The organism is Butyrivibrio sp. WCD3002, from assembly GCF_000424265.1.
Lineage (GTDB): Bacteria > Bacillota > Clostridia > Lachnospirales > Lachnospiraceae > Butyrivibrio.
Window position 1 is genome coordinate 424,215 of the sequence record NZ_AUJO01000001.1, and the last position, 21,880, is coordinate 446,094.

Sequence of the window (21,880 nt, forward strand, 5' to 3'; positions counted from 1 at the left end):
TTATGAGTAAAAAGAAAAGTATGCTGGTGCAGGGAGGAATCCTTGCATCAGCCGGTTTAATTTGTAGCGTAATTGGTCTGTTATATCGCGGCCCTCTGACCGGAATCATAGGAGATGAGGGTAACGGTTATTACAGCAGCGCTTACAACATTTATAATATTGTATTGCTTATTTCGTCCTATAGCATTCCTTCTGCAATGAGTAAGATCATTTCCCAGAAGCTGGCTGTTCACGAGTATCGCAACGCACAGCGAATTTTTCACTGTGCGCTTCTTTATGTGTGCGTAATGGGAGGGTTGGGAAGTCTTTTTGTTTTCTTTGGGGCCCCTCTTTTCCTTGACGGATATTCAATTCCTGTTGTTCGTGTATTTGCACCTATAATTTTTATATTTGGTCCTCTTGGAGTTTTGAGAGGCTATTTTCAGGCCCACAGGACAATGATTCCTACAAGTGTATCTCAGCTTGCAGAGCAGATCCTGAATGCAGTTGTTTCTGTTGGCGGAGCATATTTTCTTGTAAGATTTGCACTTTCAAAGGGCTATGATGAGTCAACAAGAGCCATGTACGGTGCAATAGGAAGCGCTCTGGGAACCGGATCCGGTGTGGTTATTGCGCTTCTTTTCATGTTCCTTGTTTACAACATAAACAGGGATTTTATTAAAAGGAAGGTTATCCATGACCATCATGAGGATATGACCTATAAAGAGATTTTTCTCATGATTATTATGTTTGTTACACCTTTTATCTTCAGTACGTTTATTTATCAGTTATCAACATCACTTAATCAGACACTCTTTTCTAAGATAATGACCGGCACAAAGGGACTTCCGCACAATGAGGTCATTACAAGATTTGGAGTATATTCAAGTAAAGCGGTTGTGATAACAAATTTTCCTATAAGGATAGCATCAGCTGCCGCAGCTACTATTATGCCCAGCATATCTACCTATTATGCTCAAAAAAATTACGATGGTACAGCTGAGCTAGTGGCTAAGGTAAACAGAATAGTAATGATGATAGCTATACCTTCTGCAGCAGGACTATTTGCACTTTCTGAGCCTATACTTATGCTTCTCTTTCCGCAGAAGTCTACGCTGCATGAAGCGGGAGTTTTGATGCAGTTTCTTGCAATTACTGTAGTTTTTTATTCGCTATCTACTGTCAGCAATGCAATTTTGCAGGGCATTGGAAGAGTGAATATTCCTGTTATAAACGCAGCAATTGCGCTGGCTGTACAGACAGTAGTCCTTGTTTTGCTACTGCTTTATACAGACCTTGGGAATAAATCTCTGGCTATAGTTACAATAATTTACTCACTAATGATGTGCATTCTAAATGGTTTTGCCATAGGCAGATCCCTTGACGTACATCAGAATTATAAAAAGCTTTATCTGCTTCCCGGAATATCAGCTGTGGTTATGGGCGGAGTGGCATTTGGAGTTTATGAGCTGTTTGAATTTTTGATTAGATTTATTCTGAAAAGCGATTATTTTGTGAATCTGGCAGCTGTGCTTTTTGCTATTTTTGCAGCGGTATTGGTATATGCAGTGATGATGGTAAAAACAAAAGCTGTCACCGAGAATGAACTTGTTTCATTTCCGAAGGGCACAAGCATGATAAGGTTGCTTAAGAAGGTTCACATCATGTAATTTGTAGTAATTTGGCTTTATATTTTTACAGGAAGGTTTAATATGGCATTTGATGGCTTAACTGTTGCCAATATTGTGAGAGATTTAAAGGCTGAGCTTATTGGCGGCAGACTATATAAAATTGCACAGACAGAGAAGGACGAGCTTCTTATCACTGTCAGAAAGGCTGTTGAAAACGGCGGTGGTCAGAGGAGACTTTTCATGTCTTCTGATGCATCGCTGCCTCTTGTTTATCTGACAGATGAGAATAAACAGAGCCCCATGACTGCGCCTAATTTTTGCATGCTTTTAAGAAAGCATATTCAAAATGGCAAGATAATCTCTATTGATCAGCCATCTCTTGAGAGAATTATAAGAATTGAAATTGAGCATCTGGATGAAATGGGAGATTTAAGGCATAAGACTCTTCTTATAGAGCTCATGGGAAAATACAGCAATATAATTTTTGTTGACGAGGACAACAGGATAATTGATGCAATAAAGCACATTCCCTCAAGTGTAAGCTCTGTTAGAGAGGTTTTGCCGGGAAGAGAATATTTTGTTCCGGATACCCAAAGTAAATTAAATCCTCTTGAATGCTCAAGGGATGAATTTATGGGACTTATTTCATCCAAAGGACAGCCTGTTTTTAAGGCGTTTTATGGTAGCTTTACGGGACTTTCGCCTGTTATTTCACAGGAAATATGCTTCAGAGCCGGAGTTGACGCCGATAAATCAGCAATTGCTCTCGAAAATGACGAATGCGAAAAGCTGTGGTCAGCGTTTGATGAGGTAATGGGACTTGTAAAGGATGGCAAGTTCACGCCGGAGCTTATTTATATAAACGATAAGCCCAAGGAATACGCCGCAATTTCTCTTACTATGTATCATAGCGGTGATGATTCTGATTATAGGGAATTTGATGATATTTCAGAGCTGCTCACACATTTTTATTCAGAAAAAAATGCAGTTACAAGAATTAGACAAAAGTCTGCTGATCTTAGAAAGGTTGTAAGTACTGTTCTTGAGAGAAATATCAGAACACTGGATTTACAGACAAATCAGCTTAAGGACACTGAGAAAAAGGATAAATACAGAGTATACGGCGAGCTTCTTACGGTTTATGGCTATAGCGCTGAGCCTGAGGCTACATCTATTACCGTTAATGATTACAACACAGGAAAAGATGTTAAGATCACACTTGATCCAACCCTTACAATAGCGCAGAACGCTAAGAAGTATTTTGATAAATACACAAAGATGAAGCGTACAGCTGAGGCTTTAGAGGTTCAGATGAAGGAGGTTTCCGATACTGTATCTCATCTTGAATCAATTTCTGCAGCTCTGGATATTGCAAGGCAGGAAGAGGATCTTACGGATATCAGAAGGGAGCTTATTGAAGGCGGCTACATTAAGGGAAGTGCAGCCGACAGAATAAGCGGAAAAGGTAAAAACGGAAAACAGAACCGTTCACAGAAATCCAAGAGTAAGCCTTTTCACTATATCAGCAGTGACGGATTCCACATCTATGTGGGTAAGAACAACTATCAGAATGATGAGCTTACTTTTAAGGTGGCTAATGGTGGTGACTGGTGGTTTCATGCAAAGAAAATTCCCGGATCCCATGTGGTTCTTATAACAGAGGGACGGGAAGTGCCGGACAGAGCGTTTGAAGAAGCTGCAGCTCTGGCTGCCTATTACTCAAAGGGTAGAGAGCAGGACAAGGTAGAGATTGATTATCTTAAGAGAAAAGATGTCAAAAAACCGGGAGGAGCAAAGCCCGGATTTGTGGTTTACTACACCAATTATTCCATGGTTATCGGAACGGATATATCGGCTTTGAAGGAAGTAGAGTAATATTCATTAAATTGTGTATTAAAAATAGCTAAAACATTGACTAATACTGCGTTGTCACATATCATTAAATAAGATATTTCTATTAAAAATGTAGTTAAAAATAGAAATATCCGGAATGTATTTTTATAGCAAAAAACATTTGGATATTTAGGAGGGTTTATGGTTTGCAGTATGACAGGCTACGGACGCTGTGAAGTAGCAGATGAGAAGCACAAATTTACAGTTGAGATGAAGTCGGTTAATAACCGATATCTTGATATCAATATCAAGATGCCAAAGAAATTCAATGCTTTGGAATCCAAGATCAGAAATGAGCTTAAGAAATTCATTAAGCGTGGTAAGGTTGATGTTTTCATATCCTATGAAGATTTTTCAGAAACCGATTCAAAGGTTAAGTACAACAAAGCTATCGCCGGAGAGTATCTTACATATTTAAAGCAGATGGCAGAGGATTTTGGAATTGATAATGATATCAGAGTATCAACATTATCAAAATATCCCGATGTTTTCAGTATGGAAGATGTTGAGCCCAATGAAGATGAGATGTGGGAGTCTCTTAAGAAGACAGTTGACGGCGCAGGCGAAGAGTTCGCGGCATCCAGATCAAGAGAGGGTGAGTTCCTCCGTCAGGATCTGGAAGAGAAGCTTTCCAATATGATGGACAGCGTAGAATTCATAACTGAAAGATCACCTATCATTATTGATGAATACAGAAACAGACTTCGCGATAAGGTTAAGGAGCTTCTTGAAGATAAAGCTGTTGATGAGAACAGACTTATTATGGAGGTTACACTTTACGCAGATAAGGTATCTGTTGATGAGGAGCTTGTCAGACTTCGCAGTCATATCAAAGCCATGAAGGATGAGCTTAATAAGGGCGATGACAAGGACGGAATCGGAAGAAAGCTTGATTTCCTTGCACAGGAGATGAACAGAGAATCAAATACAATTCTTTCCAAGTCAACTGACCTTGAAATTTCTGATCGCGGAATATCCTTAAAGACCGATGTCGAAAAAGTCCGTGAGCAGATTCAGAATATTGAATAAATGCTTGTCATTACCTGTAGTTTTGTGGTATTATCAGCTCTATTGCGGGTAAAAGCAGATCCGTATAAGGAAGTGTGGTATTTTGATGAATAAAAAAGGTATTATTGTTGTTGTTTCGGGTTTTTCAGGAGCAGGAAAAGGCACACTGATGAAGGCTCTTTTACAGAAGTATGATAATTATGCTTTGTCAGTATCAGCTACTACCAGGAATCCCAGGCCCGGTGAGACACATGGAAAAGAGTACTTTTTTGTAACAAAAGAGGAATTCGAGAAGCTTATCGCAGAGGATGGACTTGTTGAATATGCTAATTACGTTGGCAATTATTACGGTACGCCCAAGACCTTCGTTGAAGAGAAGCTGGATCAGGGAAAAGATGTAATCCTTGAGATCGAGATTCAGGGAGCACTTCAGATAAAGAAGAAATTCCCCAAGGCACTTTTACTCTTTGTAATGCCGCCTACTGTTGAGGAGCTTAAGAGAAGGCTTATCGGAAGAGGAACAGAGACAGAGGATGTCATACACGGAAGACTTCTTCGAGCAAAAGAAGAGGGACAGGGTATTGACGAATATGATAATATAATAATCAATGATGATCTTGATACATGCGTTACCACAATGCATGAAATCATACAGGCAGCTCACTATACACCTGATCGCAATGAGGAATTTATTCAGAGCATCAGAGAGCAGCTTTCAGAACTAAAATAAGCTATAATAAAACCTAAGATATTTTATGGAGGAAAAACATGATACATCCGTCATACGTAGATTTAATGAAGGTAGTAAACAAGGACGTTGAGGAAGGAAATGAGCCTATTATCAGCTCAAGATACTCAATCGTTATGGCTACTGCAAAGAGAGCAAGACAGCTTATTGCAGGTGATGAGCCTATGGTAAAGGTTAAGGATAAGGAGAAATTCCTTTCAATCGCTGTTGACGAGCTTAACGATGACAAGCTTCGTATTCTTTCTGATGAAGAGAAGGCTGCTCTCATCGAGGATAACGAAGAAATCACTACAGAGGAGTAATAGATTATAATCTATGAAAATCTTATTTGTATCACTTGGATGTGATAAAAACCGTGTGGATTCCGAGGTTATGCTCGGAATGTTATCCAGCAGAGGTCATGAATTCACAGATGACGAAGAAATCGCTGAAGCAGCAGTGGTAAACACATGCTGCTTTATTGGTGATGCTAAGGAAGAAAGTATCAATACTATTATTGATCTTGCTAAGTATCGTACTTCAGGACAGTACAAGGCGCTTATTGTAACAGGATGCCTTGCAGAGAGATACAGGGATGAAGTTCTTGAGGAAATTCCTGAGGTGGACAGAATTATTGGTACAGCTTCAATTGAGCATATTATAGAAGCTTTGGATTCTGTTCTTGAAGAAAATGCCGATTCTCAAAAGTCTCTGTCTGAAAAAGAATATCTGGATAGCCTTGATAAAAAGCCTGTTGGAAACAGAAAAAGAATTCAGACTACCGGCGGCCAGTTCAATTATCTAAAGATTGCAGAGGGCTGCAATAAGAACTGTACCTATTGTGTAATTCCAAAGGTCAGAGGAAGATATCGCTCAGTTCCTATGGAGGAGCTTGTAGCTGAAGCAAAAGCACTGGCAGATAAGGGTGTTTCAGAGCTTATACTTGTTGCTCAGGAGACGACACTTTACGGAGTTGATCTTTACGGTGAGAAAAAGCTTCCGGAACTTCTTAAAGAGCTTTGCAAGGTTGAGGGAATCAATTGGATAAGGCTTATGTATTGTTATCCCGAAGAGATTACTGACGAGATGATCGATACAATCGCCAGTGAACCAAAGATCTGCAATTATCTCGATATTCCTATTCAGAGCGGTTCTGATCATGTTCTTCGCATGATGGGAAGAAAGACCAACAGGGCTGAAATTACTGAAAGAATTAAATATATCAGAGAAAGAATTCCTGACATCTGTATAAGAACTACTCTTATCGCAGGATTCCCTGGCGAGCTTGATGAGGATCATGAGGAAACTCTTCAGTTTGTTAAAGAGATGCGATTTGACAGGCTTGGATGTTTTACATACTCTCAGGAAGAGGATACTGTTGCAGGCGAGATGCCTGATCAGATTGATGAAGATATTAAAGAAAAGCGCCGTGATGAGATAATGGAGCTTCAGCAGGAAATCGTATTTGAAGCTGCAAGAAATCGTGTAGGTCAGACAGTTTCTGTTGTTATTGAAGGCAGAATAACTGATGACGATGAGGATGAATACGGTTATACTTATGTTGGACGTACCTTTATGGATGCGCCTGATGTAGATGGATATATTTTTATAATGGATGTTCCGTATGATCTCATGAGCGGACAGTTTGTAGAAGTAAAAATAACAGGTTCCAACGATTACGATCTGGTTGGGGAACTTATTGTGGAGGGGAACCAGGATGAATTTGCCGAATAAACTTACTGTATTTAGAGTTTTACTTATTCCATTTTTTGTAGTATTTTTACTTGTACCAATATTTGGCGAAGCTGATAAATGGATAGCTCTTACGATTTTCGTAGTTGCATCACTTACAGATTTGGCTGATGGAAAAATCGCAAGAAAATATAATCTTGTAACGGATTTTGGAAAATTTATGGATCCTCTTGCGGACAAGCTTCTTGTTTGCAGCGCTATGATCTGCCTTATAGAGCTTGGCAGAATTCCTTCATGGATAGTAGTGGTAATTATTGCAAGAGAATTTATAATAAGCGGCTTCAGACTGATAGCAGTTGAAAAGGGAAGGGTTATAGCCGCAAGCTACTGGGGTAAGTTTAAAACAACTTTTCAGATGATCATGGTAATCCTTATGATTGCCAATATCGCACAGTTACAGGTAGTAACAACGATAATAATGTATATAGCACTTGTGCTCACTATAGTTTCGCTTGTTGATTATCTAATTAAGAATAAAGACGTGATGAGCGGAGCAATGTAATTTATGTTAATGCTAGTGGGGGACAGCATTTATTATTTAAATGTTGTCCTCCATTTTTTAATTTTTAGAAAGAGGTAAGAATGTCAGATATTTTAAAAGACGTAATGGAAGAAGAGGAAAAGAAGGATAACCGCATCAGATATGATGAGGCAGAAGGAATTGACGAGAGAGTCCTTCGCGCAGTTACAGAGATGGGCTTTGAGTACATGTCACCTATCCAGGCTGCCGCTATTCCTGTAATGATGAGAGGAACAGACCTTATTGGTCAGGCACAGACAGGTACAGGAAAAACTGCTGCCTTCGGTATTCCCACACTTCAGAGCATAAATCCTGAATCGAAGCATCTTCAGGCAGTAATTCTCTGCCCTACAAGAGAGCTTGCCATGCAGGCTGCAGATGACCTTAGAAGCTTTGGTAAATACATGCACGGAATTAAGGTTCTTGCTGTATACGGTGGTCAGGATATTTCAAGACAGATAAGAGCACTTTCATCAGGTGTTCAGATTGTTGTAGGTACTCCCGGTCGTGTAATGGACCACATGAGACGTCACACCATGAAGATGAAGGATGTAAAGATTCTTGTTCTTGATGAAGCAGACGAAATGCTGGATATGGGCTTTAGGGATGATATCGAGACCATCCTTGAGGGTATGCCTGAGGAGAGACAGACAGCACTTTTCTCAGCTACAATGCCCGAACCTATTTTACAGATTACCAAAAAGTATCAGCATGATGCTGAGTACATCCGTATGACTCCCAAGGAGATCACAGTTAAGGCTATTGAGCAGAGCTATTATGTGATTCCTCAAGTTTACAAAGAGGAAGCGCTTACAAGACTTATTGAATACAATCAGCCAAAAAGAAGCCTTATTTTCTGTAATACCAAGAAAAGAGTTGATGAGCTTACATCCAGTCTTAAAAAGAAGGGCTTTAGAGCTGAAGGACTTCACGGTGATCTTTCACAGTATCAGAGAGATACTGTTATGAATATTTTCAGATTCGGTCAGGCTGATTTCCTTATTGCAACAGACGTAGCTGCAAGAGGAATCGACGTTAGCGGAGTTACTGCTGTATTCAACTACGATATTCCTGAAGATACAGAATATTATGTTCACAGAATCGGAAGAACAGGAAGAGCAGGAAAAAGCGGTAAGTCTTATACACTTGTAACTCCCAGAGAGATGTATAAGCTTCGTGAAATTGAGAGAATCTGTCATACAAAGATTGAAGAGAACGATATTCCTTCTGTTAAAGAGGTACAGAGAGCGAAGGCAAGAAAGGTATTCTCCGAGGTTATAGACCTTATCGAGAATAACGAGGTTGGCGATGCTTACGATTTCGTTCAAAAGAAAATCGATGAGGGTGAATATACAGCAGAGCAGCTTGCTGCCGGTCTTTTAAAGCTTAAAATGGGTAAGGCACCTGCAGAGATTGATTTCAAGGTTCCGAGAAGAGGTCATTCCTATCGCGATGGCAAGAGAACCGGAGACAGAAGACGTGATGGAAAGGGATTCTTTGGAGATAAGGATCGCGCAGGCAGAGGAAGAGGCTTCTCATCCGATAAGGATGGTAAGAAGAAATTCTTCTCAAAGGATGGAAAGAAGGGCGGATTTTTCTCTGATGCAGGTAAAGGTGCAAAGCACAAAAAGGCATCAGCAGATAAGTTTAGAAGAAATACCAGACCCAAAAGTGAAAAACTTGGCATAAGTCGTAGAGAAAACTGATATAATGAGTTGTAGAATTGCGAGAGTTTCGAAGAAACGGAGTAATTCGTTTATCAATATTTACTTACATTTTTTATGAGGGGAATTTTATATGTGGGCTTACGAAACTGGTTTTTATCAAATCTATCCCTTGGGATTTTGCGGTGCACCGTTTGAGAATGATGGCAAACAGGAGCACAGGATATTGAAGGTTATTGACTGGATACCGCACCTTAAGAAGCTGGGTGTAGGTGCAGTTCTTTTTAACCCTGTATTTGAGTCAGATACCCATGGCTATAATACAAGGGATTACAAAAAGATTGATGTTCGTCTTGGCACCAACAAGGATTTCAAGAAGGTCTGCGATAAGCTTCATAAGGAAGGCATAAAGGTCATTCTTGACGGAGTATTTAATCATGTGGGCCGCGGCTTTTTTGGATTTCAGGATGTACTTCAAAAAAGATGGGACAGTGAGTACAAGGATTGGTTTCACATCAACTTCGATGGCAATAACGGTTATAATGACGGCCTTTACTATGAAGGCTGGGAAGGTAACTACGATCTTGTTAAGCTGAATCTGTGGAATGAGGATGTGGTTAATTACCTTCTTGATGCTGCAAACAGCTGGATAGATGAATATGATATAGACGGTTTAAGACTTGATGTGGCATATTGTCTTGAACAGAATTTTATAAAGAGACTTAGAGGCTCCATGCTTGCAAGAAAAGAGGACTTTTTCCTTGTGGGCGAAATGATTGGCGGCGATTACCACAAGGTTATGGGACCTGAGCTATGCCATAGTGCTACAAACTATGAATGCTACAAGGGGCTTTTTTCAAGCTTTAATACCATGAATATGTTTGAGATTGTCCACTCGCTTCTCAGGCAGTTTGGGCCTGAGAACTGGTGCATGTACAGAGGTGAGCACCTGCTTTCGTTTGTAGATAATCATGATGTTTCAAGAATAGCAAGTAATCTCAATAATGAGAGACATCTACCGCTGATTTATGCAATGATGTTTGGAATGCCCGGGATTCCTACTGTCTACTACGGCTCAGAGTGGGGAGCAAAGGCTCACAAGTCAGAGGGTGATCCGGCTCTTAGGGCATGCTTTGATGAACCTTTGTGGAATGAGCTTACAGATGTTATTGCTGCGCTGTATAAGGCAAAGAAGGAAAGCAAGGCTCTGCAGTACGGTGATATGAAGCAGCTGGTGCTTCAGAATAAATATTGCATTATTGAGCGTGAAACTGATGGTGACAGAGTTATGATAGCTGTTAATGCAGATGATAATCCTGTTCATATTGACTTTAATGCCAGAGCCGGAAGAGCTCATGATCTTATCACCGGTGAGACAATAGATTTTGGCGGAGGACTTGATATCCCTGCATGTACTGCCTATGTATTGCAGCCTTATTGATGAAAATCTGCTAATCAGTGATTTTGTATGATTGAGCTTTGGCGCGAGAATAAATTACAAAGAAGAACTTTATTATAAAGGAGAGTATGAAAAGTGTTAGTTAAAATCAAAAAGCTTGACAGTGAAGCTACATTACCCGGAAGAGGAAGTCTTGCAGCTGCGGGATATGACCTTTATGCAAATGTGAAGGAGGATACAAAGATCGCTCCTCACACAACAGCAAAGATAGGAACCGGACTTGCTATGGAAATCCCGGATGGTTATTTTGGTGGCATCTATGCAAGAAGCGGTATAGCAACTAAGGAAGGCCTTCGCCCTGCAAACTGCGTTGGTGTTGTTGATTCTGATTATCGCGGTGAGATAATCGTTGCCGTTCATAACGATTCTGATGTTGAGCGCACCATTACTCCTAATGAGCGAGTTGCTCAGATCATCATTCAGCCCTATCTTGAGGTGGAGTTTGAAGTTGTTGATGAGCTTAGGGAATCAGAACGCGGTGCCGGCGGCTTTGGATCAACAGGTAAACAGTAAAAACACATTTTTTTCACAATTTCTTGCAAATTAAGTCACAAATTAAATTTAATACAGTAGTAAACTAAAGTCTGTGCATAGAGATAAGCGATTATCATACATGCACAGATTTTTTTGCGTTAAGAACGCTAAAGGGAGGTAATTACTTTGATTGAAGTCAAGGATATTGTGAAAAGCTATGGCAATCACAAAGCAGTAGATCATTTATCATTTACTCTTGAAAAGGGTAAGATTTACGGTTTTCTTGGACCAAACGGTGCAGGTAAATCAACAACCATGAATATCATGACAGGATATATTGCTGCCAATGGGGGAACAGTAACTATTGATGGACATGATATTGTAAAGGAACCGGAGGAAGCAAAAAAATGTATCGGATACCTTCCTGAGCTTCCGCCTCTTTATATGGATATGACAGTATCCGAATATCTTTATTTCGTAGCAGATCTTAAAAAGGTACCCAAAAAGGAAAGAAGAGACCAGATTGCTAAAATTATGAGCCTTACCATGCTTGGAGAATATGAAGGTCGCATGATAAGAAATCTGTCTAAAGGTTACAGACAGAGAGTAGGCCTTGCTCAGGCTTTAATCGGTTTTCCTGAGGTTATCATCTTAGACGAGCCCACAGTAGGTCTTGATCCACAGCAGATTATAGAAATTAGAAATCTTATAAGATCTCTTAGAGATGATCACATCGTAATTCTCAGCTCACATATTTTGTCTGAGGTAAATGAAGTATGTGATGACGTACTTATTATTTCTCATGGAAAGCTTGTTTGTCAGGGAACTCCAGATGAGCTTGAGGAGAAGTTTGGCGGAGCTGAGCATATCAGAATGTCTATACTTGGAACGGATGCACAGATAAAAGGCGTCCTTGCAGGTGTGCCTTCAATTTCTGAAATTACTATTGAGGAAGAAAAGGATGCTCAGGGCGGCGTTGTGGTTGAAGTCGTCAACAATTCATCTGAGGACATCAGAGCTGACATTGCAAGAGCTCTTGCAGGAGTTGGCCTCCCTGTACTTTCTATGGAGACTCAGAAGAAGACTCTTGAGGATGTATTCCTTGAGGCAACTGGTAACAGTGAAGTAGAAGCTAAGAATCATAGTGACGACTCAAAAGCTGACAATGAGTCTGGTGAAGAAAAATCCGAAGCAACAACAGAAGAGACTATTTCTGAAGAAAAATCTAAAGCAGTTGCAGAGGATGTGGAAGAAATTGAAAATAAGGAGGATGAGGAATAATGCTTGCTATATTTAAAAGGGAGTTTAAATCCTACCTTCATTCATTTATAGGACCGCTCTTTATTGCTGCAGTCATTTTTATGTTTTCACTTTTCTTTTCAATATTTAACCTTATGGGCTTATCCAACAATATAAACGGAAGCCTGTATAACCTTGGTTACTGGGGACTTATGTTCCTTATTCCAATCCTTAGTATGAGAGCTTTTTCAGAGGAGAGGAAAAATAAAACAGATCAGTTAATTCTTACAGCTCCTGTATCTGTTGGAAGCATTGTGTTTGGTAAGTTTCTTGCAATTGTAGCTATATTTGCTATACCGGTAGCTTTTATCTGCGCAATGCCTCCGGTACTTAACCTTTTTGGAGATGTGCCGCTTTTATGGAACTACACAAGCATTCTGGGCTTCTTCCTTTATGGAGTGATGCTTATTGCAATCTGCATTTTTATATCAAACCTTTCAGATAACCCGCTTATCTGTGCAGTAATATCAATACTTGTAATATTGCTTGGTAACCTTAGTGCTAATTTTTATAACAGCTTACAGTCAACCTTTGTAAAGGATCTTCTTGCATCTACCATCGATTTTTCAACAAGAATGGCAAAGATGATGACAGGTAACTGTGATGTTACATCAATTGTTTACTTTATATCTGTAACAGCGCTTTTCCTTGTGTTAACTATGCAATTGATTCAGAAGAGAAGATATTCTGTTTCGAAAAAGAACTTCAGTATTACAGCATACAGCACTGTAACGGTTATTGTTCTTATTGCCGCAGTTATAGCTGCAAACATGGCAGCACTCCAGATTCCTGATGAGATCAGAGAGGCAGATGTTACACCTCAGAACCTTTATTCCTTAACAGCTGACTCTGAGAAAATTGCAAAAGAGATTACTGATGATATAACTTTATATTTCTTTGCACAGGAAGATGATGCCCAGTCAAAGACTAAGGATGAATCAGTCGAGAAAATATTAAAGCAGTATGCGTCATTAAATGATCATATTTCCCTTAAGTATATCGATCCTGTTCTCAATCCTCAGTTTGCAAAGAATTACACTGATAGTTCTGTTGCTTATTCAAGCGTAATAGTTGTAAATGAGACTAACGGAAGAAGCAAGGTTATCAATTATAATGATATGTTCGAATCCACAATGGACTATCAGACTTATCAGCAGTCAATCACAGGCTATGACTCAGAGGGCGAGCTTACTTATGCACTTCAATATGTATGCCTCTCCGATGATGACATGATGAACGCCTACAGCATCACAGGACACAATGAGATTTCATTTACATCCAAATTCAGCGATGTTCTGGATAAGGACAATATAAAGGTTTCAGAGCTTTCACTTCTTACAAGTGAAAAGGTACCGGATGACTGCAAGCTCCTTATTCTCAATACACCTCTTGTAGATTACAGCGAGGATGAAGCAAACAAGGTAATTGATTATCTTAATAATGGCGGAAATGCACTTATAATCACCTTCTATAAGACAGACGGAGAACTTACTAATTTTGGCAAGATCCTTGATTACTATGGTGCAAGCCTTGAAGAAGGCAGTGTGATTATTGAGGCAGATGCTAATAACTATGTAGCAGGTTCTGATCCATATTACATTTTACCTGAACTTGGAACTGATACTATTACCAGCTCCATTACATCACAGGGATTTGGAAGTGTTTTTGCACCTCTTTGTCAGGCTATTAGTTATACTGCAAAAGATGACGTTACTGTTACAGAGCTTCTTAAGAGTTCTGACAGTGCTTACCTTCAGTCAATTACTAATCCTGATGATAAGAGCGAGAACGGTCCTTACATTATAGGTCTTAAAGCTGTAAAAGAACTTGATTCCGGATCATCAACAGCAGTTATATACACATCAGGAGACATGTTCACAGAAGGCGCTGATCAGATGGTTCAGGGAAATAACGTAAGACTTTTTGCTAATTCTATTAATGCCCTTGTAACCTTTGATAAGGAACTGGTTACTATCCCTGCCAAGGATGCAGAAACCCCCTTATCAATAAAAGGAAGCTATTGCATATTCATGATGGCAGGCTTTGCAGCACTTGTTCTTGTAATATTCTTTGCAGGCCTTGCAGTCTGGATCATCAGAAGAAGGAAATAAAATGAAAAAACAAAAATTTCAGTTAATAATTCTTATAGTTTTATTATTAATATTTGTAGGTGGATACTTCGGACTTCAAAAATATAATAAAGACGCAGCGGCAAAAGAGAGCGAACCCACATACACAGCTCTTAATCTCGGTGATGATGCCGATATCACAGCTATGCACGTAACAAATACTAACGGTGAATTCACCCTTAAAAAAGATGGCGATGAAACCTGGACTCTTAAGGAAGATGCTACAGTCGATGTTGATGAGAGTAAAATCACTACCAAATTAAACTCCCTTAAATCCATAACCTCAGATCAGGTTGCGGAAGACTACAGCGACCTCGCCGACTTTGGACTTGTCACCCCTGCCGAAACCGTAGAAATTACTCTTGCTGACGGCTCAAGTCACATCATAAAGATTGGCGACTACAACAATACCATCAACAAGTACTACATCCTTGTCGACGACAACCCAACCATCTACACAGTAAACTCCATCATCAAAACCAACTTTGGATTCTCAGTTGATGACATAAGAGTTACTGAAGAAACCACAGCAGATGATACAACATCATCCGAAGAGGATTCTACAAGTGTAAATGAACCAGAAAACACAAATGATAATACTGAATCATCAACAGAAGAATCCTCCGAAACCAATACAACCGGAGATTAACCATTCACTAGAAAGCAAGATTGTTATTAGGTATACATCAAAAAAATCGGAAATTTACTAGGGAAGTTAACAAAGAAAAAATTTAAATACATGGACATTTTAAAAGCACAAAAGCCACTGCAGTAAGTTTTAACAAATGGTCCATTTTCGGTGATTTAAAGCTCGGGCAAAGCATTTGAACTTGTTAAATGCTGATAATATCCGAGCTTTACCGGAACAAGAAAATGGACCATTTGATAAAACGACTACCTGCGGCGGTTTTTGTGCTATAATATTTGTCAGAGTATTTTGAAAATTTATCCATGTGGAGGGAAATGTGATGAACAATAAGCTATATAAACTTATGAATTGGCCGGAGATTGAAGAAATTATTTATTCTGACGGAGACGATCCTCATCGCATTTTGGGGGCCCACAAAGTAGGCTCCAATCTTCTTATTCAGACCTTTTATCCTTCAGCAGTAGAAATATCGATTGTGCCTTCAGGTGGCAGCAAAACATATAAGATGGAGCTTGCAGATGAAGCAGGCTTTTTTGCAGCGCTGATACCTATTAAGGAAGGTACCGATTATAAATACAGGATAAAGCTTGATAATGGTGAGATCAAGGAAATCTATGATGCCTATAATTTTGAGCCGCAGATGGACAGGGAGGACTTCATAAAGTTCAACAGTGGAATTCATTATGACATCTATGAGAAGCTCGGTGCACATCCTGTAACCATTAATGGTATTGAAGGTACAAGCTTTGCTGTATGGGCACCTGATGCTGCAAGAGTCAGCGTTATCGGTGATTTTAACGAATGGGACGGAAGAGTCAACCAGATGAAGAGAGTTGAACAGTCCGGCGTCTTTGAGATTTTTATTCCCGGTGCAAATGAGGGCGTAGGCTATCAGTACGAGATAAAAACTAAGGGCGGCGTCATTTTCAAGCGCCCCGATCCTTATGGATATGCTTTTGCAGATAAAGGCTTTACTGTATCTAAGGTTGTTGGAATTAAGGACTTTAAGTGGACTGATGCAGCATTTATAAAAGACAGAACCAAATTTGACAGAGACAGCGATCCTCTTTCAATCTGTGAGATAAATATAGAATCTTTTGCAGCAAGGCATCAGAATCATATTCCTGATTACAAAGAGCTTGCTCTTGATATTTTATCTTATGTTCAGGATCATGGCTTTAATGCTATTGAGCTTTTCCCTGTAATGGAGCATATTGGGGGACATCCTTATCACATCACAGGGTTTTTCTCAGTTCAGGGAAAATATGGAACACCTGACGGATTTATGGAATTCGTTAATATTATGCACGAAGCAGGTATCAAGGTATTTATGGACTTTGTTACTACATTTTTCCCGAAGCTTCAGTGCGGACTTAATTCCTTTGATGGACAGGCTCTTTACGAATATCCCGATCCCAGAATGGGTGTACATCCAAGAACCGGTGATCTGATCTTTGATTTTGGAAGAAAACAGGTTACAAATTTCCTTGTTTCCTGCGGACTTTTCTGGACACAGAAGTTCCATTTGGATGGCCTTAGAGCTGCTGATATTGCTAAGATACTTTATCTTGACTATGACAGAAAGCCCGGTCAGTGGATCCCTAATATATATGGCGGAAACGAGAATCTTGAGGCAAAAGAGTTCCTTTGCAACTTTAATAATGTATTAAAGGCAAAGAATCCGGGACTTCTCACAATGACCAAGGAGACCTCCTGCTGGCCAAGAGTTACCGGAGAGCTTGACGACGGCGGACTTGGATTTGATTATAAGTGGAATAATGGATGGACCAAGGACTTCCTTGATTACATTCAGAACGATCCGCTTTTCAGATCAGGCAATCATAATGAGCTTACATTCTCACTTATTTACTGCTATACAGAGAGATTTATTCTTGCTTTTACTCACGAAGAAATTGGAAAAGGCTTAGAAGGACTTTATGATCTTATGCCCGGCGATTCAGCACAAAAGATGGCAGGTGTCAGACTTGCTGTTGCTTATGCAATGTGCCATCCCGGAAAGAAGATGTTCTACATGGATCCTTCAGCTCTCAGCATTGATAATGCAGTTTTCCTTGAAAACATGATCCACATGCTGAATGAGATCTACAATCAGAGACCGGCCCTTCATCAGCTTGATACCAACGATGCAGGCTTTGAGTGGGTTAACAGCATGGCAGCTGAGGAGTGCATGATGTCCTTTATCCGTAAGGGAGAAAAAGACGGTGACATGCTCCTTGTAGTTGTAAACATGGCAGGTGTAGACAGAACCTTCGAAGTAGGCGTCCCTGCTGATGGTAAATACTATGAGATTTTCAACTCTGATGATACCAACTTTGGCGGACAGGGTATTGTTAATCCAGGAAGAATTGAAGCTGATTTTACTGAAGCTGACGGAAGACCTTATTCAATTCCTGTTAAGGTTGCTGCTACTTCAATTGCTATTTTCTCATACACTCCTTACACAACACAGGAGAAGAAGATCAGAAAGATTCGCGAAGAAGAGGCAATAAAGAAGCAGAATGAGCGTGAAAAGGCTCTTAGAGAGCTCAAGGACAGACAGGAGAAGGAAGAAGCTGAACTTCTTAAGGAGCTTCATGAGCGCTATGAAAAAGAACTTGCTGCTCAGGAGGAAGCAATTGAGAAGAAGTATGAGCAGATAGAGGAAGAGAGAATCTCCAGCGTTGTTTCAGAGGCTGCTCTTAAATCCATAACCGGTGGATCTAAGAAAAAGGCCACAGCAAAGGCTGCTCCCAAGAAGACTGCGACAAAGAAGCCTGCTTCAAAGACAACAAAAAAGACACAGACTAAAACTAATACAAAAAACACTAAAAAGAAGGACGAATAATACATAATGAATTACATAATTAATGCCCTTACTATTGCAGCCACAGCAACTGCCACAGCGCAGGCTGAGGCTGCAATGGAGACACTTGCGGAGGTAACAGGAAACGAGAATCTGAATCCCGGAGTTATTCAGAAGTATATGAAGGAGCTTCCGGATAAGGCCTTTGCCTTATGTGTAAAGGTTGTTCTTGCAATAATAGTACTTGTTGTACTATGGCAGGTTATAAAGCTTGTAACTAATATAATAGAAAAGTCTCTGGAGAGAACCAAGATTGACAAGGCAATTGCCATGTTCCTTGCTAAATTCGTAAAAGTAGCTCTTCAGATAATGCTTCTGTTTTCCATAGCTGCAGGCTTTGGAATGGATACAGCAAGCATTGTGGCTCTTCTTGGTTCTGCCGGCGTAGCTATAGGTCTTGCTGTTCAGGGAACACTTTCTGATTTTGCAAGTGGTATCCTGATACTTATTGCTAAGCCCTTCAGAGTTGGTGATTATATTGAAGTAACAGGCTCCGGTATGGAGGGTACGGTTACAGAAATAGCTCTCATTAATACAAGGATGCTGACTGCAGATTTTAGAAGAGTGGTTATGCCAAATAAGATATTGGCATCAGCAACAATTGTGAACAACTTTGGAAACACCATGCGAATTTTGGACACCATGTGCAGTATAGCTTACAGCGCTGATATTGATAAGGCCAGAGCTGTTGCCCTTGATGTAATGCGTGAAAATGAATTTATTTCAAATAAGCAGGAATGTGCAGTTCATGTAGATGAGCTTGGAGATTCCGGTGTTACTCTTAGAATTAGAGGATGGGTAAAGCCTCAGGAATATGTAAAGGCAAAATGGTCTATGAATGAGGCTATTAAGAAAGCCTTTGATAAAAATGGTATTGAGATACCGTTCCCTCAAGTGGATGTACACATGAGATGAAAACCTGGATTATAAACTGTTTTTTGCTAAACCAAAACACAAAAAAGCTTCACGGGTAATTGAACTCGTGAAGCTTTTAATTTAGTAAAGCTGGAAAAGGGACTTGAACCCTCGACCTACTGATTACGAATCAGTTGCGCTACCGACTGCGCTATTCCAGCAAATTGCATTAGTCACAAAGCAAATTATACATATTTAATGTACAATTTACAAGATTAAAATCGCTCTTTTTGTTTTGATATAAAATAATTAAATTTTGTTCTTGTTTTTGCTTTTATACTATGATAAGTTATACTATAATTTAATGTAAGGATATTCATGTGTAATTTAATTTAAAGAGGAGAATTCGATGGCACAGCTATGGGGAGGACGATTTCAGGGTGAGATCAGTGAGCTTGCCTGGAAGTTTAATGCGTCCATTTATTTTGATAAAAGGCTGATTGCCCAGGACGTATGCGGCAGCAAGGCTCATGTTAAGATGCTCGCTAAGCAGGGCATAATCACTCAGAAGGAAAGCAAGAAGATTGCTGAAGGTCTCGATTCCATCTTGAAGGACGTTTTAGATGGTAAGCTTGAGATCACAGATAAATATGAAGACATTCACAGCTTCCTGGAATCAAATCTGATTGACAGGATTGGTGATGTCGGCAAAAAAATGCACACCGGTAGGTCAAGGAACGATCAGGTGGCACTTGATATGCGTCTTTACATCCGTGAAGAGGTTCGTAATACTGCTGACCTTCTTTATAATTTGCTTAAGACACTTAATAAACTTATGTCTGAAAACATTCACACTTACATGCCGGGCTTTACACATCTTCAGAAAGCTCAGCCTGTTACACTGGCACATCATCTCGGTGCTTACTTTGAGATGTTCAAAAGAGATTCCCGTAGACTTGAAAATATTTATATGTTAATGAATTTTTGTCCACTTGGAAGCGGAGCACTGGCAGGAACCACATATCCATTAGACAGAGAATTCGTAGCACAGCAGCTTGATTTTTATGGGCCTACAATGAACAGCATGGATTCTGTTTCGGACAGAGATTATCTTATTGAATATCTTTCAGCACTTTCTATGATAATGATGCATTTATCAAGGTTCAGTGAAGAGGTTATAATCTGGAATTCAAATGAATACGGCTTTGTCACTATCGATGATGCTTATTCAACAGGTTCAAGCATTATGCCTCAGAAAAAGAATCCTGATATTGCAGAGCTTGTAAGAGGTAAGACGGGAAGAGTATACGGAGCGCTGAATTCGCTTCTTGTTACCATGAAGGGAATTACTCTTGCCTATGATAAGGACATGCAGGAGGATAAGGAAGTAAGTTTTGATGCTATTGATACGACAAAGAACTGTCTTATTCTTTTTACTGACATGATTTCTACAATGAAGTTTAATAAGGATGTCATGGAAAAGAGTGCTATAAGAGGATTTACAGATGCGACGGATGCTGCTGACTATCTTGTAAATAAGGGCGTCCCTTTCAGAGATGCCCATGGAATTATTGGAAGACTGGTGCTGTACTGCATAGATAAAGGAGTTGGAATATCCGACCTTGGGCTTGACGAATTTAAACAGTTCTCCGATAAATTCGATAAAGATGTATATGATGCAATAAGTCTTAAGACCTGTGTTGAGAAAAGGCTTACCATAGGAGCTCCCGGTCCTAAGGCAATGAAAAAAGAGATAAAGGCAAATATTGAATTCCTTGATCTTTTCTGGACTAAGACTCAGAGTCCGTTATATCCGGACTGTCAGGATGAAGACTGACAGTAAGATAATTTAGGTACCAAATTTAGTTTTATATAAGAGGAGAGTGAAAAAATGAGCGAGAAATTGAAAGTAGCAGTTCTTGGCGCAACAGGAATGGTAGGCCAGAGATTTATTACTATTCTTGAAAACCACCCCTGGTTCGAGGTTGCGGTTGTTGCAGCAAGCCCTAGAAGTGCTGGCAAAACTTATGAAGAATCCGTTGGCGACAGATGGAAGATGGAAGTTCCCATGCCTGAAGCCGTTAAGAAGCTTATTATCAAGGACGTTACTAATGTAAAAGAAGTAACAGAAGGCGTAGATTTTGTTCTTTCAGCTGTAAATATGTCAAAGGATGAGATCAAGGCTATCGAAGAAGAGTATGCAAAGACTGAAACTCCTGTTGTTTCCAATAACAGTGCTCACAGATGGACACCTGATGTTCCTATGATGGTTCCTGAAATCAACCCTGAGCACGCTGATGTTATCGAATTCCAGAGAAAGCGTCTTGGAACACAGAGAGGATTTATTGCAGTTAAGCCAAACTGTTCAATTCAGAGCTATGCTCCTGCACTTTCAGCATGGAGAGAGTTTGGTCCTTATGAAGTAGTTGCTACAACATATCAGGCTATTTCAGGCGCAGGAAAGAATTTCAAGGAGTGGCCTGAAATGGAAGGCAACATCATTCCTTTCATCTCCGGTGAGGAAGAAAAGAGTGAGATGGAGCCCCTTAGAATTTGGGGACATATTGAGAACGGAGTTATCGTTCCTGCAACAAGTCCGCTTATTACTTGCCAATGCATCCGCGTACCTGTTTTATACGGTCACACAGCAGCTGCATTTGTAAGATTTAAGAAAAAGGTTTCAAAGGAAGAGCTTATCGAAAAGCTTGTAACATTTAAGGGTAAGCCTCAGGAGCTCCAGCTTCCCAGCGCACCTAAGCAGTTTATTCAGTATCTTGAAGATGACAATCGCCCTCAGATAGCTCTGGATGTGAACTATGAAGGTGGTATGGGTATCAGCATAGGTCGTCTTCGTGAGGATACACTTTACGATTACAAGTTCGTAGGTCTTTCACATAACACATTAAGAGGAGCTGCAGGCGGAGCAGTTGAATGCGCTGAGCTTCTTAAGGCACTGGGTTACATTAACAAGAAATAAT

General features: G+C 39.9%; 17 protein-coding genes and 1 tRNA gene. 17 read left to right on the plus strand and 1 reads right to left on the minus strand.

The features are described from left to right. The first annotated feature begins 2 nt into the window (after positions 1-2). The 15 genes from G608_RS0101750 (at position 3) to G608_RS0101820 (ending at position 18,962) form a co-directional block, all read left to right on the plus strand. Positions 3-1,649: a putative polysaccharide biosynthesis protein gene (locus G608_RS0101750; RefSeq protein ID WP_026494565.1), complete on the plus strand. Its 1,647-nt coding sequence runs from the start codon at positions 3-5 to the stop codon at positions 1,647-1,649. A 42-nt stretch (positions 1,650-1,691) separates the two neighbouring features. Next, positions 1,692-3,485, plus strand: coding sequence for an Rqc2 family fibronectin-binding protein (locus G608_RS0101755; protein ID WP_026494566.1), 1,794 nt, complete (start codon positions 1,692-1,694; stop codon positions 3,483-3,485). 159 nt (positions 3,486-3,644) lie between these two features. Further along, a complete protein-coding gene (locus G608_RS0101760) occupies positions 3,645-4,532 on the plus strand; it encodes a YicC/YloC family endoribonuclease (RefSeq protein WP_026494567.1) in 888 nt (295 codons plus the stop codon). Between the two features lie 85 nt (positions 4,533-4,617). After that, a complete protein-coding gene (gmk, locus tag G608_RS0101765) occupies positions 4,618-5,241 on the plus strand; it encodes a guanylate kinase (protein WP_026494568.1) in 624 nt (207 codons plus the stop codon). A gap of 38 nt (positions 5,242-5,279) precedes the next feature. Beyond that, positions 5,280-5,561 (plus strand): DNA-directed RNA polymerase subunit omega, encoded by a 282-nt coding sequence (gene rpoZ, locus G608_RS0101770; protein WP_026494569.1) that lies wholly within the window; start codon positions 5,280-5,282, stop codon positions 5,559-5,561. A 13-nt stretch (positions 5,562-5,574) separates the two neighbouring features. Further along, positions 5,575-6,972 (plus strand): 30S ribosomal protein S12 methylthiotransferase RimO, encoded by a 1,398-nt coding sequence (gene rimO, locus G608_RS0101775; protein ID WP_026494570.1) that lies wholly within the window; start codon positions 5,575-5,577, stop codon positions 6,970-6,972. Continuing rightward, complete coding sequence (pgsA, locus tag G608_RS0101780; protein WP_026494571.1) at positions 6,956-7,492, plus strand: CDP-diacylglycerol--glycerol-3-phosphate 3-phosphatidyltransferase; 537 nt, start codon at positions 6,956-6,958, stop codon at positions 7,490-7,492. Before rimO ends, pgsA begins: the two co-directional genes overlap by 17 nt. Positions 7,493-7,572: 80 nt before the next feature. Further along, positions 7,573-9,216 (plus strand): DEAD/DEAH box helicase, encoded by a 1,644-nt coding sequence (locus G608_RS19515; protein WP_051208707.1) that lies wholly within the window; start codon positions 7,573-7,575, stop codon positions 9,214-9,216. 91 nt (positions 9,217-9,307) lie between these two features. Further along, a complete protein-coding gene (locus G608_RS0101790) occupies positions 9,308-10,615 on the plus strand; it encodes an alpha-amylase family glycosyl hydrolase (protein WP_026494572.1) in 1,308 nt (435 codons plus the stop codon). 93 nt (positions 10,616-10,708) lie between these two features. Next, positions 10,709-11,146 carry a dUTP diphosphatase gene (dut, locus tag G608_RS0101795; RefSeq protein WP_026494573.1) on the plus strand — a complete coding sequence of 146 codons (438 nt, stop codon included), beginning with the start codon at positions 10,709-10,711 and terminating at the stop codon, positions 11,144-11,146. Between the two features lie 147 nt (positions 11,147-11,293). Then, on the plus strand, positions 11,294-12,388 hold the full coding sequence (locus tag G608_RS19520; RefSeq protein ID WP_035794289.1) for an ABC transporter ATP-binding protein: 1,095 nt from the start codon (positions 11,294-11,296) through the stop codon (positions 12,386-12,388). Further along, positions 12,388-14,517, plus strand: coding sequence for a Gldg family protein (locus tag G608_RS0101805; RefSeq protein ID WP_026494574.1), 2,130 nt, complete (start codon positions 12,388-12,390; stop codon positions 14,515-14,517). The genes G608_RS19520 and G608_RS0101805 overlap by 1 nt, the downstream gene beginning before the upstream one ends. 1 nt (position 14,518) lies before the next feature. Beyond that, entirely contained in the window at positions 14,519-15,184 is a 666-nt protein-coding gene (locus G608_RS0101810; RefSeq protein WP_026494575.1) for a DUF4340 domain-containing protein, read from the plus strand. Positions 15,185-15,503: 319 nt separating this feature from the next. Beyond that, positions 15,504-18,029, plus strand: a complete 2,526-nt coding sequence (gene glgB / locus G608_RS19525) for a 1,4-alpha-glucan branching protein GlgB (protein ID WP_051208709.1) — start codon at positions 15,504-15,506, stop codon at positions 18,027-18,029. 6 nt (positions 18,030-18,035) lie between these two features. Beyond that, positions 18,036-18,962 (plus strand): mechanosensitive ion channel family protein, encoded by a 927-nt coding sequence (locus tag G608_RS0101820; protein WP_035794292.1) that lies wholly within the window; start codon positions 18,036-18,038, stop codon positions 18,960-18,962. 88 nt (positions 18,963-19,050) lie between these two features. Here G608_RS0101820 and G608_RS0101825 read toward each other — a convergent pair. Beyond that, positions 19,051-19,123 (minus strand) — tRNA-Thr (locus tag G608_RS0101825). 188 nt (positions 19,124-19,311) lie between these two features. Between G608_RS0101825 and argH the strand changes: the two genes are divergently transcribed. Together argH and asd are read left to right on the plus strand one after the other, a co-directional pair. Further along, complete coding sequence (gene argH / locus G608_RS19530) at positions 19,312-20,739, plus strand: argininosuccinate lyase (protein ID WP_051208711.1); 1,428 nt, start codon at positions 19,312-19,314, stop codon at positions 20,737-20,739. Between the two features lie 54 nt (positions 20,740-20,793). Then, positions 20,794-21,879, plus strand: coding sequence for an aspartate-semialdehyde dehydrogenase (gene asd, locus G608_RS0101835; RefSeq protein ID WP_026494577.1), 1,086 nt, complete (start codon positions 20,794-20,796; stop codon positions 21,877-21,879). The last annotated feature ends 1 nt before the right edge of the window (position 21,880 follow it).